Annotated in this window: 19 protein-coding genes; 17 read left to right on the forward strand and 2 right to left on the reverse strand. The window is 43.3% G+C overall.

What is annotated here, in order from left to right; all coding sequences use genetic code 11:
* Positions 1-76: 76 nt before the first annotated feature.
* Genes ppaX through B9Y89_RS02805 form a run of 3 tightly spaced genes read left to right on the forward strand, consistent with a single transcriptional unit; the run spans position 77 to position 1,437 of the window.
* Entirely contained in the window at positions 77-739 is a 663-nt protein-coding gene (gene ppaX, locus B9Y89_RS02795; protein ID WP_085521307.1) for a pyrophosphatase PpaX, read from the forward strand.
* Positions 717-1,247, forward strand: coding sequence for an acyltransferase (locus B9Y89_RS02800; protein WP_085521309.1), 531 nt, complete (start codon positions 717-719; stop codon positions 1,245-1,247). Before ppaX ends, B9Y89_RS02800 begins: the two co-directional genes overlap by 23 nt.
* The gene (locus B9Y89_RS02805; RefSeq protein ID WP_085521311.1) at positions 1,234-1,437 is read left to right on the forward strand and encodes a hypothetical protein; all 204 of its coding nucleotides are present in this window, start codon (positions 1,234-1,236) and stop codon (positions 1,435-1,437) included. Before B9Y89_RS02800 ends, B9Y89_RS02805 begins: the two co-directional genes overlap by 14 nt.
* Before the next feature lie 87 nt (positions 1,438-1,524).
* Here the strand turns inward: B9Y89_RS02805 and cax are convergent, their stop codons facing one another.
* Positions 1,525-2,589 carry a calcium/proton exchanger gene (gene cax, locus B9Y89_RS02810; protein WP_085521313.1) on the reverse strand — a complete coding sequence of 355 codons (1,065 nt, stop codon included), beginning with the start codon at positions 2,587-2,589 and terminating at the stop codon, positions 1,525-1,527.
* A 249-nt stretch (positions 2,590-2,838) separates the two neighbouring features.
* Here cax and B9Y89_RS02815 point away from each other — a divergent pair, with 249 nt between their 5' ends.
* From B9Y89_RS02815 to B9Y89_RS02880, 14 genes are all read left to right on the forward strand, one after another.
* Positions 2,839-4,047: an ATP phosphoribosyltransferase regulatory subunit gene (locus tag B9Y89_RS02815; RefSeq protein WP_254901171.1), complete on the forward strand. Its 1,209-nt coding sequence runs from the start codon at positions 2,839-2,841 to the stop codon at positions 4,045-4,047.
* Complete coding sequence (hisG, locus tag B9Y89_RS02820) at positions 4,019-4,645, forward strand: ATP phosphoribosyltransferase (protein WP_085521315.1); 627 nt, start codon at positions 4,019-4,021, stop codon at positions 4,643-4,645. The genes B9Y89_RS02815 and hisG overlap by 29 nt, the downstream gene beginning before the upstream one ends.
* 3 nt (positions 4,646-4,648) lie before the next feature.
* Complete coding sequence (hisD, locus tag B9Y89_RS02825; RefSeq protein ID WP_085521317.1) at positions 4,649-5,968, forward strand: histidinol dehydrogenase; 1,320 nt, start codon at positions 4,649-4,651, stop codon at positions 5,966-5,968.
* Positions 5,934-6,521 carry an imidazoleglycerol-phosphate dehydratase HisB gene (hisB, locus tag B9Y89_RS02830; protein ID WP_085521318.1) on the forward strand — a complete coding sequence of 196 codons (588 nt, stop codon included), beginning with the start codon at positions 5,934-5,936 and terminating at the stop codon, positions 6,519-6,521. The genes hisD and hisB overlap by 35 nt, the downstream gene beginning before the upstream one ends.
* Positions 6,518-7,141 (forward strand): imidazole glycerol phosphate synthase subunit HisH, encoded by a 624-nt coding sequence (gene hisH, locus B9Y89_RS02835; RefSeq protein WP_085521320.1) that lies wholly within the window; start codon positions 6,518-6,520, stop codon positions 7,139-7,141. Before hisB ends, hisH begins: the two co-directional genes overlap by 4 nt.
* 13 nt (positions 7,142-7,154) lie before the next feature.
* Positions 7,155-7,895 carry a 1-(5-phosphoribosyl)-5-[(5-phosphoribosylamino)methylideneamino]imidazole-4-carboxamide isomerase gene (gene hisA, locus B9Y89_RS02840; protein ID WP_085521322.1) on the forward strand — a complete coding sequence of 247 codons (741 nt, stop codon included), beginning with the start codon at positions 7,155-7,157 and terminating at the stop codon, positions 7,893-7,895.
* Positions 7,885-8,643 (forward strand): imidazole glycerol phosphate synthase subunit HisF, encoded by a 759-nt coding sequence (gene hisF / locus B9Y89_RS02845; RefSeq protein ID WP_085521324.1) that lies wholly within the window; start codon positions 7,885-7,887, stop codon positions 8,641-8,643. Before hisA ends, hisF begins: the two co-directional genes overlap by 11 nt.
* The gene (hisIE, locus tag B9Y89_RS02850; RefSeq protein WP_085521325.1) at positions 8,640-9,266 is read left to right on the forward strand and encodes a bifunctional phosphoribosyl-AMP cyclohydrolase/phosphoribosyl-ATP diphosphatase HisIE; all 627 of its coding nucleotides are present in this window, start codon (positions 8,640-8,642) and stop codon (positions 9,264-9,266) included. Before hisF ends, hisIE begins: the two co-directional genes overlap by 4 nt.
* A 176-nt stretch (positions 9,267-9,442) precedes the next feature.
* Complete coding sequence (locus B9Y89_RS02855; RefSeq protein WP_176222077.1) at positions 9,443-10,978, forward strand: tetratricopeptide repeat protein; 1,536 nt, start codon at positions 9,443-9,445, stop codon at positions 10,976-10,978.
* Positions 10,979-11,083: 105 nt separating this feature from the next.
* Positions 11,084-12,034 (forward strand): thioredoxin-disulfide reductase, encoded by a 951-nt coding sequence (gene trxB, locus B9Y89_RS02860; protein ID WP_139822685.1) that lies wholly within the window; start codon positions 11,084-11,086, stop codon positions 12,032-12,034.
* Between the two features lie 266 nt (positions 12,035-12,300).
* Entirely contained in the window at positions 12,301-13,200 is a 900-nt protein-coding gene (rapZ, locus tag B9Y89_RS02865; protein ID WP_085521330.1) for an RNase adapter RapZ, read from the forward strand.
* The gene (locus B9Y89_RS02870; protein ID WP_085521332.1) at positions 13,181-14,158 is read left to right on the forward strand and encodes a gluconeogenesis factor YvcK family protein; all 978 of its coding nucleotides are present in this window, start codon (positions 13,181-13,183) and stop codon (positions 14,156-14,158) included. The genes rapZ and B9Y89_RS02870 overlap by 20 nt, the downstream gene beginning before the upstream one ends.
* Before the next feature lie 17 nt (positions 14,159-14,175).
* Complete coding sequence (gene whiA, locus B9Y89_RS02875) at positions 14,176-15,132, forward strand: DNA-binding protein WhiA (protein ID WP_085521334.1); 957 nt, start codon at positions 14,176-14,178, stop codon at positions 15,130-15,132.
* Positions 15,133-15,152: 20 nt separating this feature from the next.
* Entirely contained in the window at positions 15,153-15,413 is a 261-nt protein-coding gene (locus B9Y89_RS02880; protein WP_085521618.1) for an HPr family phosphocarrier protein, read from the forward strand.
* 181 nt (positions 15,414-15,594) lie between these two features.
* On the opposite strand, the gene clpP is transcribed toward B9Y89_RS02880, so the two are convergent.
* Positions 15,595-16,182, reverse strand: coding sequence for an ATP-dependent Clp endopeptidase proteolytic subunit ClpP (gene clpP / locus B9Y89_RS02885; protein WP_085521336.1), 588 nt, complete (start codon positions 16,180-16,182; stop codon positions 15,595-15,597).
* Between the last annotated feature and the right edge of the window lie 24 nt (positions 16,183-16,206).

Below are 16,206 nucleotides of genomic sequence, written 5' to 3' on the forward strand. Positions count from 1 at the left end.
GGCTCAAGAAGTTGCGAACACCGATGCCTAGCATGTCCTGTGCGTCGAAACATCATTGTAGAGGGAGGCCAATGACTTGAAACCAACATTGCTATTTGATCTGGATGGTACATTAATTAATACCAACGAATTGATCATCGCTTCGTTTACTTATACGCTTGATCGATTTTGTCCTGGGCAATTTACCAGACAAGATATCGTCGGCTTTATCGGAGAGCCGCTTGAAGATAGTTTTAAGAAAGTTAGCCCGGAATCAGCTGACGAAATGGTGCAGGTTTATCGAAAGCATAACATCCAGCATCATGATGACTTAGTGACGGAGTTTCCAAATGTCTATGAGACGATTCGAACGTTATCGGAAAAGGGGTATCCAATCGGGATTGTGACGACAAAACGTCGGAAAACGGTAGATATGGGACTTAAGCTCACAGGATTAGATGCCTTTTTCGATGTGATCGTAACTATGGATGATGTTAACCATGCAAAACCTGATTCGGAACCGATTGATTTGGCATTGAAACAATTGGGTTCAAGTCAGGCGTGCGTGTACATGATTGGTGACAGTCCGCATGATATCCAGGCCGGAAAGCATGCAGGTGTAAATACTATAGGTGTTTCCTGGAGCGTTAAAGGCAGAGATGTTATCAGTGACCAATCACCGGATTATTTAATTGATGATATGTACGAGATTCTTGAGATTGTGAGGCCGCATGCGAATGAGGAGAACGAAGCGCTATAAAGTACAGGGGGCCAATTCGCTCTGGCAATTGTATCGAACCGTTCCGTTTTTTAAAGTGGCTAAAAATTTTTTCGTTATCCAGGTGGGGCGCTATACGCCATCAGTGCGTGTTAAACGTTGGTTGTATCAGAAATGCCTGCGTATGACTATTGGTGAAAAGACGGCGCTTGCTGTGATGGTGATGCCTGATATTCTGTTTCCAGAGATGATTAGCATCGGCCGGAATTCGATTGTCGGCTATCATTCAACGCTCTTAGCGCATGAATATCTCATTGATGAATACCGGCTTGGGGCGATTGAAATCGGGGACGAGGTAATGATTGGTGCGAACTGTACGGTTTTACCCGGAGTCACGATCGGGAATGGCGCCATTATATCAGCAGGAACGCTGGTTCATAAGGATGTTCCTGCTGGTGCGTTTGTCGGCGGTAACCCAATGACGATTGTTTCCACCAAAGAGGAGAGGGACCATCGCGATAATAAGGGGAATGATGATGAAAGAACATGAGCGGCAAGCCATAATCAATCACTACCATGCCTGTGCATCATGCCGCCATTTTGGCCATGACGACAGGCAGGGTAAACAAGTTCCTATTTGCAGGCGGCTAGGTTATGATACTCAGCCTGATTGGCAATTTAATTGTTGGGATCCGAAACCCCGCGTCAAACAAGCGATACATAAAAAAATGGGATGGTGATCCAAAAACGTTAGAGGTCACCATCCCTTTTTATTATCTTAAAACTAGGCTGTTTTTATAAATGTAACCCTCCATACGAAAAGGGCCTTAAAGCAAGTAAAAACCGACACCCATGATAATATAGGCACCTAACATCATCGCACCTTCAAACCAATTGGTATCGCCATCAGACGTTAAATTAATCACGAGTAAAGCACTTAGTACCATACTGATTAACTCTGTTGATGAAAAGACGAGCGGCATGAAGTCGCCTAACAGTAAAGAAATCAAAACGAGTATAGGTGCGCCAAACATTGCTATTTGTAATGATGATCCAACGGCAATTTCTACGGCAACGTTCATACGCTTTTGGTAAGCCATCATAACAGCTGAAGAGTGCTCGGCAGCATTGCCGACAATGGCAACAATAATCACCCCGATGAAGAGATCGGACCAACCTAATGAAGCACCAACAGGTTCAATCCGGTGAACAAGGTCTTCACTTATATAAGCAACTGCAGCAGTAGATGCGACGAGAACGCCAATGGCCATCCACAAATTCCAGTCTGGCTCCTCTTCCGCTTCACTTTTTTCATTTTCCTTTGGGCTACTGCTTTTAAACACGCCACGATGGGTTACTAATTTAAAGAACAGTCCTGCTAAGTATATAATGATTAAAACAATTGATATGATGATACTCATGATTTGGGTATCGTTATCTTCAACTCTGCTCGAAAATATATAGGGAAATACAAACGCAATAACAATGGCAAATAAAAGGAGTCCAGCATTATGTCTTGCCTCGTGGACATTTAATTGATGTCGCTTGGCTCGTAAACCACCGACAAAAAAAGACAACCCGCCGACTAATAACAGATTGCCTAAAACAGAACCTGTTAACGAAGCTAAAACAACTTGCGTTAACCCTTCGCTTAAAGCAAAGACCGCAATAATAATTTCAGCGGCATTGCCAAAGGAGGCATTAAGCAGTCCGCCAATACTTGGTCCCGTGACAACCGCCAAGTTTTCTGTTGCCTTTCCTATATAAAAAGCCAAACCTATAACGGCGACGCTGTCAATGATAAACATTAATAAGGCTGGCCAATCCATAAAACCACCGATTACAGCTACAGGAACGCTGATAACAGTGATAACCAAAAAGAAGATATTCAAAATCTCACCCTTCCTTCCACTTTTTACTCCCAGCACAGACGGTGTATACAAATACAGGATGTTAATCTCCGGTTAGTTTGAGTTAAATCAAGATCTTTTATTTATGTGTATCAATCAAATTCCGTTAAACCACTATATAAATTATGAAAAAAGTCTTGACGATGCAGTCAACTTTGTGTAAAGTAAATCATAAGTTTTATTCCGTTATCACATTAGCGAATTAAAGTAAATTTTATATTAGGTGATTATATGACAACATATATGTTTGAAAAGCCTTTAGGCATGCGTGATACGTTGCCGCAAGTATATGAAGCCGGGCAGACTTTAAAAACAACATTGAATGCGATGATCCAACAATGGGGTTATCCATTTGTTAAGACACCGGCTTTGGAATACAGTGAAACAGTCGGTCAGGCATCCGCGATACGAGATGAACAATTATTTAAATTTCATGATCGACAGGGGCGTCCTGTCGTGCTGCGGCCCGATATGACCTCACCGATTGCCCGAATGGCTGCATCCGGATTGAAGACCGAACCATTACCGATCCGTTTAGGTTATCAAGCTTCTGTCTACCGCAAGCAGCAATATGAAGGGGCACGTCCCGCTGAGTTTGAGCAGACAGGGGTTGAATTGATCGGTGACGAAACCCCTGATGCTGATGCGGAAGTGATGGCTTTAATGATTCAGCTTTTAAAAGCATCAGGATTGAATCGTTTTAAAGTAGCTGTCGGTCATGCGGGTTTTATAGAAGCGTTGTTTAACCATCTACTTGATAATGCGCAAGAGGCTAACATCCTGCGACGTTACTTATATGAAAAAAATGATGTTGGGTTCCAGCAACATATTCGTGAACTGTCGTTATCGGCCTCGACTTTGGATAGTCTTGAGCAGTTTTTACAGTCTAGAATGAAACCGAATGATGATACATTGCAGCTCATTAAAGCTTTGCTACCTGGTGATAAAGGAAGGCAAGTCTTTGACCATTTGTCTAACGTATTGGCAGCCTTAAAGGATTACGGGGTTGCCGACGATATTGATATTGATATCACGCTTGCTGGTGAGCTTGATTATTATACAGGCGTTGTCTTTGCAGGCTATGGCGGTGAAAATGGTTTTGTTATCAGTAACGGTGGTCGTTATGACGGGTTGTTATCAAAATTCAATCGCCCTGCGCCTGCAACTGGTTTCGGAATCCGTATGGATCGGTTAACAGAAGCACTAGATGTTCCAGAGAAAAAGACATCGAGCACTTGTATCTTATTTACAAAGAGTAAGCGGTCTGAGGCTCTACAATATGCCGAACGAACAAGAGCTACTTGTACTCATGTGGTGATGCAGAACATTAGTGGTATCCAAGATCTTGATATTTTTGCGAAAAAATTTGATTATATCGTTGATTTCACAGATAGGCGAGAGGAGGAAGTCAATGCTCCCGTTAACTCTAGCCATGCCTAAAGGACGGATTTTTACAGAAGCAACAGCCATTTTATCAAAGGCTGGTGTCGATGTGCCTGATCAGTTTGAGGATTCTCGTAAGTTGATTTTGAAAACCGCTGACGAGTCTCTAACATTTATTATGGCAAAACCCATGGATGTTCCGACCTATGTGGAATATGGCGTTGCTGACATCGGCATCGCGGGTAAAGATGTGATGTTAGAAGAACAAAGAGATGTCTATGAACTTCTTGATTTAATGGTTAGTTCATGTCATTTAGCGGTTGCCGGTTTAAATGCCGAAGAACCGGTATTTGCTCCAAAAATCGCAACGAAATATCCGAATGTGGCCGCTGACTATTTCAGGCAACAAGGCGAACAGGTCGAAATTATTAAGTTAAATGGATCAATTGAATTGGCTCCTCTCGTTGGATTGGCTGACCGTATCGTTGACATTGTTTCATCAGGACAGACACTTAAAGAGAACGGGCTGGTGGAAACAGCTAAAATCATGGATATCACTTCGCGGTTAATTGTGAATCCGGGGAGTTATCGCATAAAGAAAGACCGGATTGATCCGCTCATTGAGCAGATTGCCGCGGCTTTGAAGGGAGATTAACTGATGGACGTGATCACTAAAGGTGAGCTGTCATTTTTAAAAGACCGGCACATTGCTGGAACGCATGAACAACAAACATCTGTCCAGGCGATTCTACGTGACGTTCGCCTTGAGGGTAATAAGGCTGTTCGTAGGTATACACAAACCTTTGACCAAGTGACTTATAACACTGATGACGATTTTCGGGTCACACCGGAAGAAATAGAGAACGCTTATAATGCCGTTCCGGCTAATTTCGTACAAACGATCCAAGCGGCTGCTCAGAATATCAAGGCTTTTCACGTCAAACAACTTCCGGAGTCTTGGTCAGAACGGGATGCTTCAGGAACCTTGCTTGGTCAAAAAGTGACGCCGCTGGATAGGGTCGGTGTCTATGTTCCAGGAGGCACGGCGGCTTATCCATCTTCTGTGCTTATGGGCTGCATCCCGGCACTGGCAGCAGGCGTTCAAGAGATTGCACTTGTGTCACCACCTTCTCCCGAAGGAAAACTGTCCCCTGGTGTGTTGGTTGCCGCCCATGAAATTGGCATTGATCATATTTATAAGATTGGCGGTGCCCAAGCGATTGGTGCTTTAGCCTATGGAACAGAGACGATTCAGGCTGTTGATAAAATCGTCGGACCAGGTAACATTTACGTTGCTCTTGCGAAAAAAGAAGTGTTCGGTATTTGTGACATCGACAGTATCGCAGGTCCCAGCGAGGTGGTTGTGCTAGCTGATCAGACAGCCAAACCGAAATGGGTGGCGGCCGATTTACTATCACAAGCCGAACACGATAAGTTATCAATGGCTGTATTAGTAACCCCGGACCGGAGCTTGGCTGAGGCTGTTAATGATGAAGTTGAACGACAAGTCAAGGATTTGCCCCGTTATGCGATTGCCACCGAAGCGATTCGTCGAAACGGAAAAATCTTAATAACGGAATCGATTGCGACCGGTATTGATTTGGTGAATAAAATAGCTCCTGAACATTTGGAAGTTGTTACAAGTGCGCCATATGAGACCCTTCAAAACATTAAGCATGCCGGAGCGATTTTTATCGGGCCATATAGTTCTGAACCCATTGGTGATTACTTCGCTGGGCCGAACCATATCATTCCAACTAATCAATCGGCCCGCTATGCCAGCCCGCTCAATGTGGAAGCTTTTCTTAAACGTTCCAGCCTCATTGAATATAGTGAGTCGGCTCTGTTACAACATGTAGACAAAGTTGCTGATATCGCCCGCTTTGAGGGACTGGAAGCTCACGCGAGAGCGGTAGAAACCCGTGTTAAAGGAGGTCGATTGCATGCGGACAAGTCAGGTTACACGAACAACCGGTGAAACGGATATTCGTCTTGAACTGGGTATTGATGGAGATGGGAATCGAGATATTCAAACACCAGTGCCATTCATGACCCACATGCTGGACTTATTAACCAAGCATGGCTTATTTGATATTAAGTTAAAGGCTGGCGGTGATACAGAGGTTGATGATCATCATACAACGGAAGACATTGGGATTTGTCTAGGTCAAGCCTTGAAGGATGCTTTAGGAGACAAAGCAGGTATTAAACGGTATGGCAATGCATTTGTCCCTATGGATGATGCCTTAGCCCAAGTGGTGGTTGATTTGAGTGATCGGCCTCATTTTGAATTCAAAGGAGATTGGCCTGCGGCAAAAGTCGGGACTTTTGATACTGAGCTCGTCCAAGAATTTTTATGGAAATTAGCTTTGGAAGCTCGAATCAATCTCCACGTCATTGTCCATTATGGTTACAATACGCATCACCTTATTGAAGCCGTATTCAAGGCACTCGGTCGTGCATTGGATGAAGCTTCTGCTGCTGATCATCGTGTCCAAGGTGTTCCGTCCACGAAAGGAAAACTATCATGATTGGTGTATTAGACTACGGGATGGGCAACTTGTTCAGCGTGAGTGCAGCATTGGATCGTTTGCATATCCCACACCTTGTCAGTCCCAATCACGATGAATTAGCAAGGACAGATGGATTAATTCTTCCCGGGGTGGGTTCTTTCCATGATGCGATGGCCATCCTGCGGGACCAAGACCACGATCGTTTCATTGACGAGTACGTTCGGCATAAACCATTATTAGGGATTTGTCTAGGCATGCAATTATTGTTAGAAACAAGTGAAGAGAATGGAACAACCGATGGGTTGGCACTATTGCCAGGTCATGTTGTCCGCTTTGCTGGTTTTGATGAACAGACGGGGCATCGTTATAAAGTGCCGCACATGGGGTGGAATCACATTCAGTGGCATCAACAAGATTCACCACTATATGCAGAAACCGAGGAAACGTATGTTTATTTTGTTCATTCTTATAAAGCAGTCATGGCCGAATCCGCTACCTGCTTGGCATCGGCCGATTATCACGGTGATGTACCAGCGGTCATTGGTCAAGGCCGCATATTTGGAACGCAGTTTCACCCTGAAAAAAGCGGTACCTTAGGTATGACGATTTTAAATAATTTTTGTTCACTGTGTCTTTGAAAGGTGGTTGAACATGGCATTCACAATATATCCGGCGATCGATATTCGCTCCGGCCGCTGCGTTCGCTTATTCCAAGGTGATTATGATCAAGAAACGGTGTATGCAGACTCGCCATTTAATGTGGCCAAAGTCTATGCAGCCCAGGGTGCAGAATGGCTGCATGTGGTGGATCTAGATGGGGCCAAAGAGGGTCGTCCGGTTAATGACAAGATCATTGGTGAAATCGCTAAAAACTTATCCATGAACGTTCAAGTGGGTGGTGGTATCCGTAACGAAGCAACAATTAAGGCTTATTTAGAAGCTGGTGTTGACCGTATTATATTAGGTAGTGCAGCTATATCCGACCAGTCTTTCGTAAAATCGATGGTAAAAAAGTATGGTGAGCAAATAGCAATTGGTATTGATGCGAAAGAGGGAATGGTGGCGGTTGAAGGATGGTTAGAGACATCTACGACTTCAGCCAAGGAGCTCGCAAAAGAATTAACAGCGTTCGGAGCAAAGACATTTATTTTCACAGATATCGCAAAAGATGGGACGCTATCAGGGCCTAATATCCATAGTATTGTTGAGATCGCGGAAGCAACGGGTCAGCGAGTCATTGCTTCCGGAGGCGTTTCGTCGTTGGCCGATGTAAAAGCGTTGAAGGCCCATCAGGCTGCTGGGGTCTCTGGTGCGATTATTGGAAAAGCCCTTTATACGAAGCAGATACCATTCATGTCAGCACTAGAGGTGGCGGAAGCAGATGCTTACTAAACGGATTATTCCATGTTTGGATGTTAAAGACGGTCGTGTCGTTAAAGGGATTCAATTTTTAGATTTACGTGATGCGGGTGATCCAGTTGAACTTGCGGCTTACTATGATTCGGAAAGAGCGGATGAACTTGTCTTTTTGGATATATCAGCAACGCATGAAGGTCGGGAAACGATGGTGCATGTGGTCGAGCAAGTAGCTAGGACATTAGCAATTCCTTTTACAGTTGGAGGCGGGATTCGCACCCTTGAAGATATGAAGAAGATGTTACGCGCAGGCGCTGATAAGGTGTCTATTAATTCGGCGGCAGTTCAGCATCCTGATTTGATTCAACAAGGTGCCGATTATTTTGGGTCCCAGTGCATCGTGGTTGCCATTGATGCCCGCTATGAACCTGAACGAGGTGGTTGGACAGTCTATACTCACGGCGGACGGCGTTCAACAGGACGGGATGTGATGGAGTGGGCCGAGGAAGCTGTGGCGTTAGGAGCTGGGGAAATTTTATTAACGAGTATGGATTGTGACGGCGCTAAAGAAGGATTTGATATTCCTTTAACAAGGGCGGTAAGTCACAAGGTCACGGTGCCCGTTATTGCTTCCGGAGGTGCGGGCAGTCGAGACCATTTTGAGTCCGTGTTAACCGAGGGTCATGCGGATGCAGCGCTAGCAGCGTCCATTTTTCATTTTAAAGAAACGGCAATTAGACATGTTAAAGACGATCTTAGTAAAAAAGGAGTGCGGATTCGATGAATCTGGAACACTTGCAATTCGATGAAAACGGACTAATACCGGCTATTGTCCAAGATGCGGCTTCGAAGGATGTTCTGACTTTAGCTTATATGGACCGGACGTCCTTGGAAAAAACATTGGCAACCGGTGAAACTTGGTTCTATAGTCGCTCAAGGCAAGCATTATGGCACAAAGGAGAAACATCAGGCCATACGCAAACCGTTAAGGATCTTCGTTTTGATTGCGATCAGGATGCTTTGGTGGTCCTTGTTGAGCCAAAAGGTCCGGCATGCCATACGGGGGCCTATAGTTGCTTTAATGATTCACTCATACAAGAAGAGCCAGTGCCCAATGAGAGTGGACGCTATTCGATTTTAAATCAATTGGAGTCTGTGATCGCTTCAAGAGAAACGGAACGTCCTGAGGGCGCCTACACAACCTATCTATTTACTGAAGGTATTGACAAAATATTGAAGAAGGTCGGTGAAGAGGCTTCGGAAGTCATTATCGCTGCCAAAAATCGGTCGGTGGAAGAGATGGAATGGGAAGTTAGTGATTTAATTTTTCACGTACTGGTCTTGTTACGTGAACAAAATATCAGCATCGATCAGGTTTTGGCGACATTGAAGGTACGCCATCAATAAAGAAGGGTTCTCTGCTGCCGGTCAGCGAGAACTTTTTTTATGACGGGCTTATAGTACAATGGTCTTGATTTCAGCATGGATTACCCTTAAAATGCAAATGTCGCGAAATGATGGCATATCGCATTTACAGGTCTGGTGAAGTAGGACAGATATGTTATACTTTAGAAGGAGATATATTGGAAACGAGGGAGCCCATGAGTATTGACGAGCAAAGAAAGAAGGCACGGGTCATCGCTTTTAACCCTGACGGTGATTATTATTACCAAAAAGGGATGACGGCCTATCATAGAGGCGATTTACACCGGGCTAGCAAATATGTTAATCGTGCGATTGCCTTTGAACCTAATGAACCTGAATATTTATGTCAACAAGCAGCCATTCTTGCTGAACTTGAGAACCATCAAGAGTCCATTCGGTTGTTAAAAAAAGTTGTTGATGACATTGATGATAGCATTACCGAATGCTTCTTTTTTATCGCCAATAATCATGCCTATCTAGGAAACTATGATGAGGCGATTCATGAGGTACAGCGGTATATGGCGTTGGAACCAAATGGGACTTTTATAAATGAAGCCCGTGAATTATATAAATTGTTAGTTTTAGAATCAGGCCAGGAACAAGTTGAAGAAGAACCGCACGTCACTGAACATGAGAAAGGTCGGCAAGCATTGGAAAACGGCCATTACGAAAAAGCTATTTATTTTTTTGATAAAATTATTAATGATAAACCTGAATTTTGGGCGGCATACAATAATCTTGCAGTCGCTTATTATTCTCAAGGACAAGTGGATAAAGCTCTAGATACCCTTTATCGGGTTTTGGCCGCTGACTCGGGTAATGTCCATGCTTTATGTAACTTAGCGACGTTTTATTTTCAATTGGACCGGCGCGAAGCCATGGTTGAAGCAGCTGAGGTGCTTAAAAAATTGTATCCTATGTTTCCAGAACATCAAAGCAAATTGGGATCGACTTTCTTTCTCATGGGTGAGTATGATGCGGCCTATTACTGGTTAAAAAAAGCTCAGAAGAATGATCGTTATCTAGAAACGGCTTTTTATTATTGGTTAGCGCTCACAGCTTATAAAGTGGGCAGGGAATCAGAGGCTATGGTTGCTTGGCGGAAGGTCAACTTTTTTAAGGACAGCCCTTTTCACGCTTTTGAATATGGTAAAATAAGGGAAATGTTTCGTGCCGATGATGCAGCTATTAATCCCATTGTTCGCTCATTGTTGGAGCAACAATTATTGGAAGGGGATTATGAATCGCAGACGTTTTCGATGTTCATGCTTTATGATTTTGGTGACAATCAAGCAAGGGCCTTACTTAGTTATGAAGCCGGGCGCCATGATCTTGATGACCGTTACACCAAGACCATTGCTCAGGAACTGTTAAATCGTTTGAGCGGTAATCACTTTGAGACGACTGCGATTGACGTGATGCTGACAATTCAACAACACATGGATGGCGGTAAGCCCGATCTTCGATATTATAAGATGTACGGCTTTTGGAAACAAATGATGCAGGATGGTGCCATGCATGCTGATGACGATGTGCTTGCTTTTGCGGCGGCAATTGATTATGTTTGGAAGAAGCAAAATAAAAATACGGTCACACAAAAACAAATCGCTGATCGTTACCAAGTGACACGCTATCGACTCAAGAAGTACATTAATAAAGTATCAGAAGCGTCCATCCATACAGTTGAATCATGAGCATTATAGTGGACGCTGAGCCAGGGTCTTTATTAGCATATAATAAGGTTCTAAACAAATACTAACGATAACAATCATTGAATACTAACGAAAAGGATGATTGGAATGGCAAGCACAGATAAAATTTATGACGTCATTATTGTCGGTGCGGGTCCTGCAGGAATGACGGCAGCTGTCTACGCTTCCCGGGCTAACCTAGACACTGTCATGATTGAACGCGGGATCCCTGGTGGACAAATGGCTAATACCGAAGATGTTGAGAACTATCCAGGTTTTGACCACATTCTTGGCCCCGATCTTTCTAATAAAATGTTTGAACATGCGAAGAAATTCGGTGCTGAATATGCTTATGGCGATATTAAAGATATTCGCGATGAGGGCGATTATAAGACGGTTGTGGCCGGAAACAAGGAGTACAAAGCTTTAACCGTTATTGTAAGTTCAGGAGCAGAATACAAGAAAATCGGTGTACCAGGTGAAGAAGAATTGTCCGGACGCGGTGTTTCTTATTGTGCCGTCTGTGACGGGGCATTCTTTAAAGATAAAAACCTTATTGTTGTCGGCGGCGGTGACTCCGCTACTGAAGAAGGTGTATATCTTACAAAATTTGCAAAAAGCGTAACTATCGTCCACCGCCGTGATGAGTTGCGTGCGCAAAAGATTTTACAGGAACGTGCTTTCAATAACGATAAAATTGATTTCATTTGGAATCATACGCTTAAAGAGATCCATGATGTCGATGGAAAAGTCGGCAAAGTGACGCTTGTTAATACTCAAGATGGAACTGAAAGCGAAAAAGAGATTGACGGTGTATTTATTTATATTGGCATGCTGCCTCTGAATCAAGCTGTTTTGAACTTGGGCATTACGAACGAAGAAGGCTATGTGGAAACGAATGATCAAATGGAAACCAAAGTTCCCGGGATTTTTGCGGCCGGTGACCTTCGTGAAACCGAATTGCGGCAAATAGTTACAGCGACGGGAGACGGCAGTATCGCAGCTCAATCGGCACAGAAATATATTGAAACACTAAACGACAAGCAGCAAACCTCTTAAACGTCATTTACATTTAAAAACAGTGTAACACGTGTGAAATAATCTTCGCGTAGTATGGAGGGTAAGAAATTGACCCCCTTTTTAATAAAAATTTCTGATGAGCATGGGCCTAGCCCATGCTATTTTTTCACATAAAAGACATTGTTTCTTTTTTGTGAGTGATTAACAATCGTAGTATAATATAGGCAAGTAGTTGTGCATTTAAAAAGTATTCGCATGAACAGCTATAACATAAAACGAATCCCTCCACAAAAGGTTGTGGTGTTATGAGCAAGAAAGACATTCAAGTGATCATCATTACAGGTATGTCAGGAGCAGGCAAAACCGTGGCAACTCAAAGTTTTGAGGATCTCGGTTTTTTCTGTATTGATAATTTACCACCGACATTGCTTCCAAGGTTTATTGATATGGTCGAGGAATCAGGGGATACATTGAATAAGTTGGCTTTAGTTATGGATCTCCGCGGCGGTGAATTTTTTGAGTCGTTGTTTTCCTCGATTGATGCTCTTGGAAATCGAGATAAAATTAAACCACAAATTTTGTTTTTAGATGCGAGTGATGACAGTCTTGTCCGTCGCTACAAGGAGACGCGTCGCTCACATCCACTGGCACCCAACGGTTTGCCTTTGGATGGGATTAAGAAAGAACGCCGGACGCTTGAAGAACTTAAAGGCCGGGCACAACATAACATTGATACGACCAATCTTAAGCCGCGTGATTTGCGTGACCAATTAATTGACACGTTTTCCGAGAAAAATGATCAAGTCTTTAATGTTAACGTTGTTTCATTCGGGTATAAGCACGGTCTGCCGATCGATAGTGATCTCGTGTTTGACGTCAGATTTTTACCTAATCCCCACTATGTTGAACATATGCGGCACCGTACTGGTTTGGAAAAAGATATCTCTGATTATGTTTTTAAATGGACAGAAACAAAACAGTTTTTAGAAAAACTCATGGATCTATTGCGATACATCTTACCGCAATATAAACGGGAAGGAAAAACTCAGTTAGTGATTGCTATTGGTTGTACAGGAGGTAAACACCGGTCAGTGGCTTTAGCGGAACATATCGGTGAACAAATTTCTGATGATTATCCAACCACGGTGTCACATAGGGACATGAGAAAAGGAAAGGTAACCGATCATGATCAAAAAAAATCCTAAAGTCGTCGCGATTGGCGGAGGGACCGGTTTGTCAGTTATTCTCCGGGGCTTAAAACAACATCCGCTCGATATCACGGCGATTGTCACCGTTGCTGATGACGGTGGCAGTTCCGGGATCCTGAGGCATGAGCTGAAAATGCCGCCGCCTGGGGATATCCGAAACGTGATAGCCGCACTAGCTGAAACGGAACCGTTATTTGAAGAGCTCTTGCAGCACCGTTTTACTGACGGCAATGGCTTGAGCGGTCATTCACTCGGGAATCTGCTTCTCGCTGCGATGACGAATATTACCGGGGACTTTGCGACAGGCATTCGCGAATTAAGCCGTGTTCTTAATGTTAAAGGCCGGGTATTGCCGGCGGCTAATCAGAGTATTCTTTTAAATGCAGTTATGACGGATGGATCAGTCGTTCAAGGTGAATCGGCGATCCCTACACATAATAAAAAAATTGAACGCGTGTTTTTAACCCCAAGTGATGTTCATCCATTGCAGGAAAGTCTAGAAGCGATTCGTGAAGCGGATTTAATTGTCATAGGTCCAGGAAGTTTATATACAAGTGTGCTTCCGAATTTACTTGTTCCTCAACTTGGGGAGGAAATTTGCCGGTCGGAAGCGAAAAAAATATATATATGTAATGTGATGACGCAACAAGGAGAAACGGATGCTTATACAGCTTCCGATCATATTGAAGCTTTATCTAATCATTTACCTAACCCCGGTAGTTGTATTGATTATGTATTCGTGAATAACCGTGAAGTCCCTGATGACATTTTAAAACTTTATGCTTTAGAAGGCGCTACCCCTGTTCTCTATGACAGACAACGCCTCGAATCGTTTGGTTTTAATCTTGTGAGTGACCATCTCGTTAAATTTGACAGTTCTATCATTCGTCATGATGAAGACAAAATTGCTAAAAATTTAATGAGTGTTCTCCGTTTATCAGACCCAACCGTGTAAAAGAGGGGTGGTATGAAGTGTCATTTGCCGCAGAAACAAAGAAGGAACTCACACAGTTGGCATTGGATGATGGCTGCGCGCGCGCGGAATTGGCGGCCTTAATACGTATGAATGGCTCAATCTCCATCGTTAATAAGCAGCTGGGTTTAGATATATCGACTGAGAATGCTGCCATTGCAAGAAGAATTTATTCTTTAATCAAGCATGTGTATGGTTTTTCTGCTGAATTGCTAGTGCGTAAAAAAATGCGTCTTAAGAAAAACAACGTATATATTGTCCGGTTGCACGGTGAAGCGCGTGAGATCCTAGGTAATCTGAAAATTGTCGATCATTCTTTTACGTTCACACGGGCAATCGCTAATGATCTGATTAAGGATTCAAATGGCAAGCGCGCATATTTACGAGGAGCCTTTCTTGCTGGTGGTTCTCTTAATCATCCGGAGTCATCTTATCATTTAGAGATATTCTCTAGTTATGAGGATCATACCATGTCACTCGCTGAGCTTATGAATCGCTTTGATCTTAATGTGAAAATCCTTGAAAGAAAAAACGGTTATATTTTGTATATGAAAGAGGGCGAAAAAATAACCGAATTTCTAAGTATTATCGGAGCCAATGTAGCATTATTTAGTTTTGAAGATGTTCGCATTGTCAAAGATATGCGCAACTCGGTTAATCGACTGGTGAACTGTGAAACTGCCAATTTAAATAAAACAGTCAGTGCTGCTATGCAGCAAGTAGAGAATATCAAATTAATTGACGGGGTCATTGGTCTTGATGAACTTCCGGACAAATTACGAGTGGTCGCTGAACTGCGTGTTAAACATCCTGATGTCACATTGCGAGAACTTGGGGATTTATATGAGGGTGGAACGATTAGTAAATCGGGGATTAATCACCGGTTTCGGAAACTTGCCGACATTGCCGATCGAATTCGAAAGGGAAACCATGACCCATCGACAATCAAGTCCTAAAAGAAGGGAGAAACGAGATGATGAAAGAAATTCAAGCGACGGTTCAACTGAAAAACGGTTTGCAAGCCCGTCCAGCTGCCTTGTTTGTTCAAGAGGCGAACCGGTTCAATTCCGATATCCGTCTTATTAAAGATGGCAAAAAGGTGAGCGCAAAGAGTATTATGGGTATTATGAGTCTAGCTGTCGGATTTGGTATGGATGTGACAGTCACTGCTGAAGGTACTGACGCTGATGAGGCTGTTGCAACATTAGATGAGTTTTTATCACAGGAACAGGTTTAAATAATAGTTTTCTTCGTAGGGATTGTTGCTTTTGGCTGCATTTGATATATACTTTGCTGCTTATGGGAGTGTGCATCAATTCAAATGCTCGGCATCCAACTTTTAATTCCGTATTTAAAAGCAGTCATCTTTCCAAACCAATAACAAGAGCCGTCTCAATAGAGGCGGCTCTTGTTTACGATTATTTTTGGTCTGGTGTTAAAACTTCGTCGACGAGACCGTAGGCTTTAGCGTCTTCCGCATCCATGAAATTGTCACGTTCAGTGTCGTGTTCGATGGTTTCAATCGGTTGACCAGTACGTTCGGAATAAATACGGTTCAATTTCTTACGCATTTTAACAATTCGACGGGCATGAATATCGATGTCCGTTGCTTGACCTTGTGTTCCACCAAGAGGTTGGTGAATCATGACTTCACTGTTTGGCAGAGCATAACGTTTTCCTTCAGCACCTGCTGTCAATAGGAATGAACCCATAGAAGCAGCCATGCCAACACAAATGGTGGATACTTTTGGCTTAATGTGCTGCATCGTATCGTAGATACCCATACCAGCGGAAATGGAGCCTCCCGGGCTGTTTATGTAGAGTGAGATATCTTTATCAGGGTCTTCGGCTGCAAGGAACAATAATTGTGCAACAATGTTATTAGCAACGTTGTCATCAATCGCTGTTCCCAACATGATAATCCGATCCTTTAATAGACGGGAATAAATATCATATGCACGTTCTCCGCGGTTGGTTTGTTCAATGACCGTAGGAATTAATGGCATTTTATTGTCTCCTCCTTTTAATTA

Origin of the sequence: Tuberibacillus sp. Marseille-P3662 (assembly GCF_900178005.1) — a bacterium.
Lineage (GTDB): Bacteria > Bacillota > Bacilli > Bacillales > Sporolactobacillaceae > Marseille-P3662.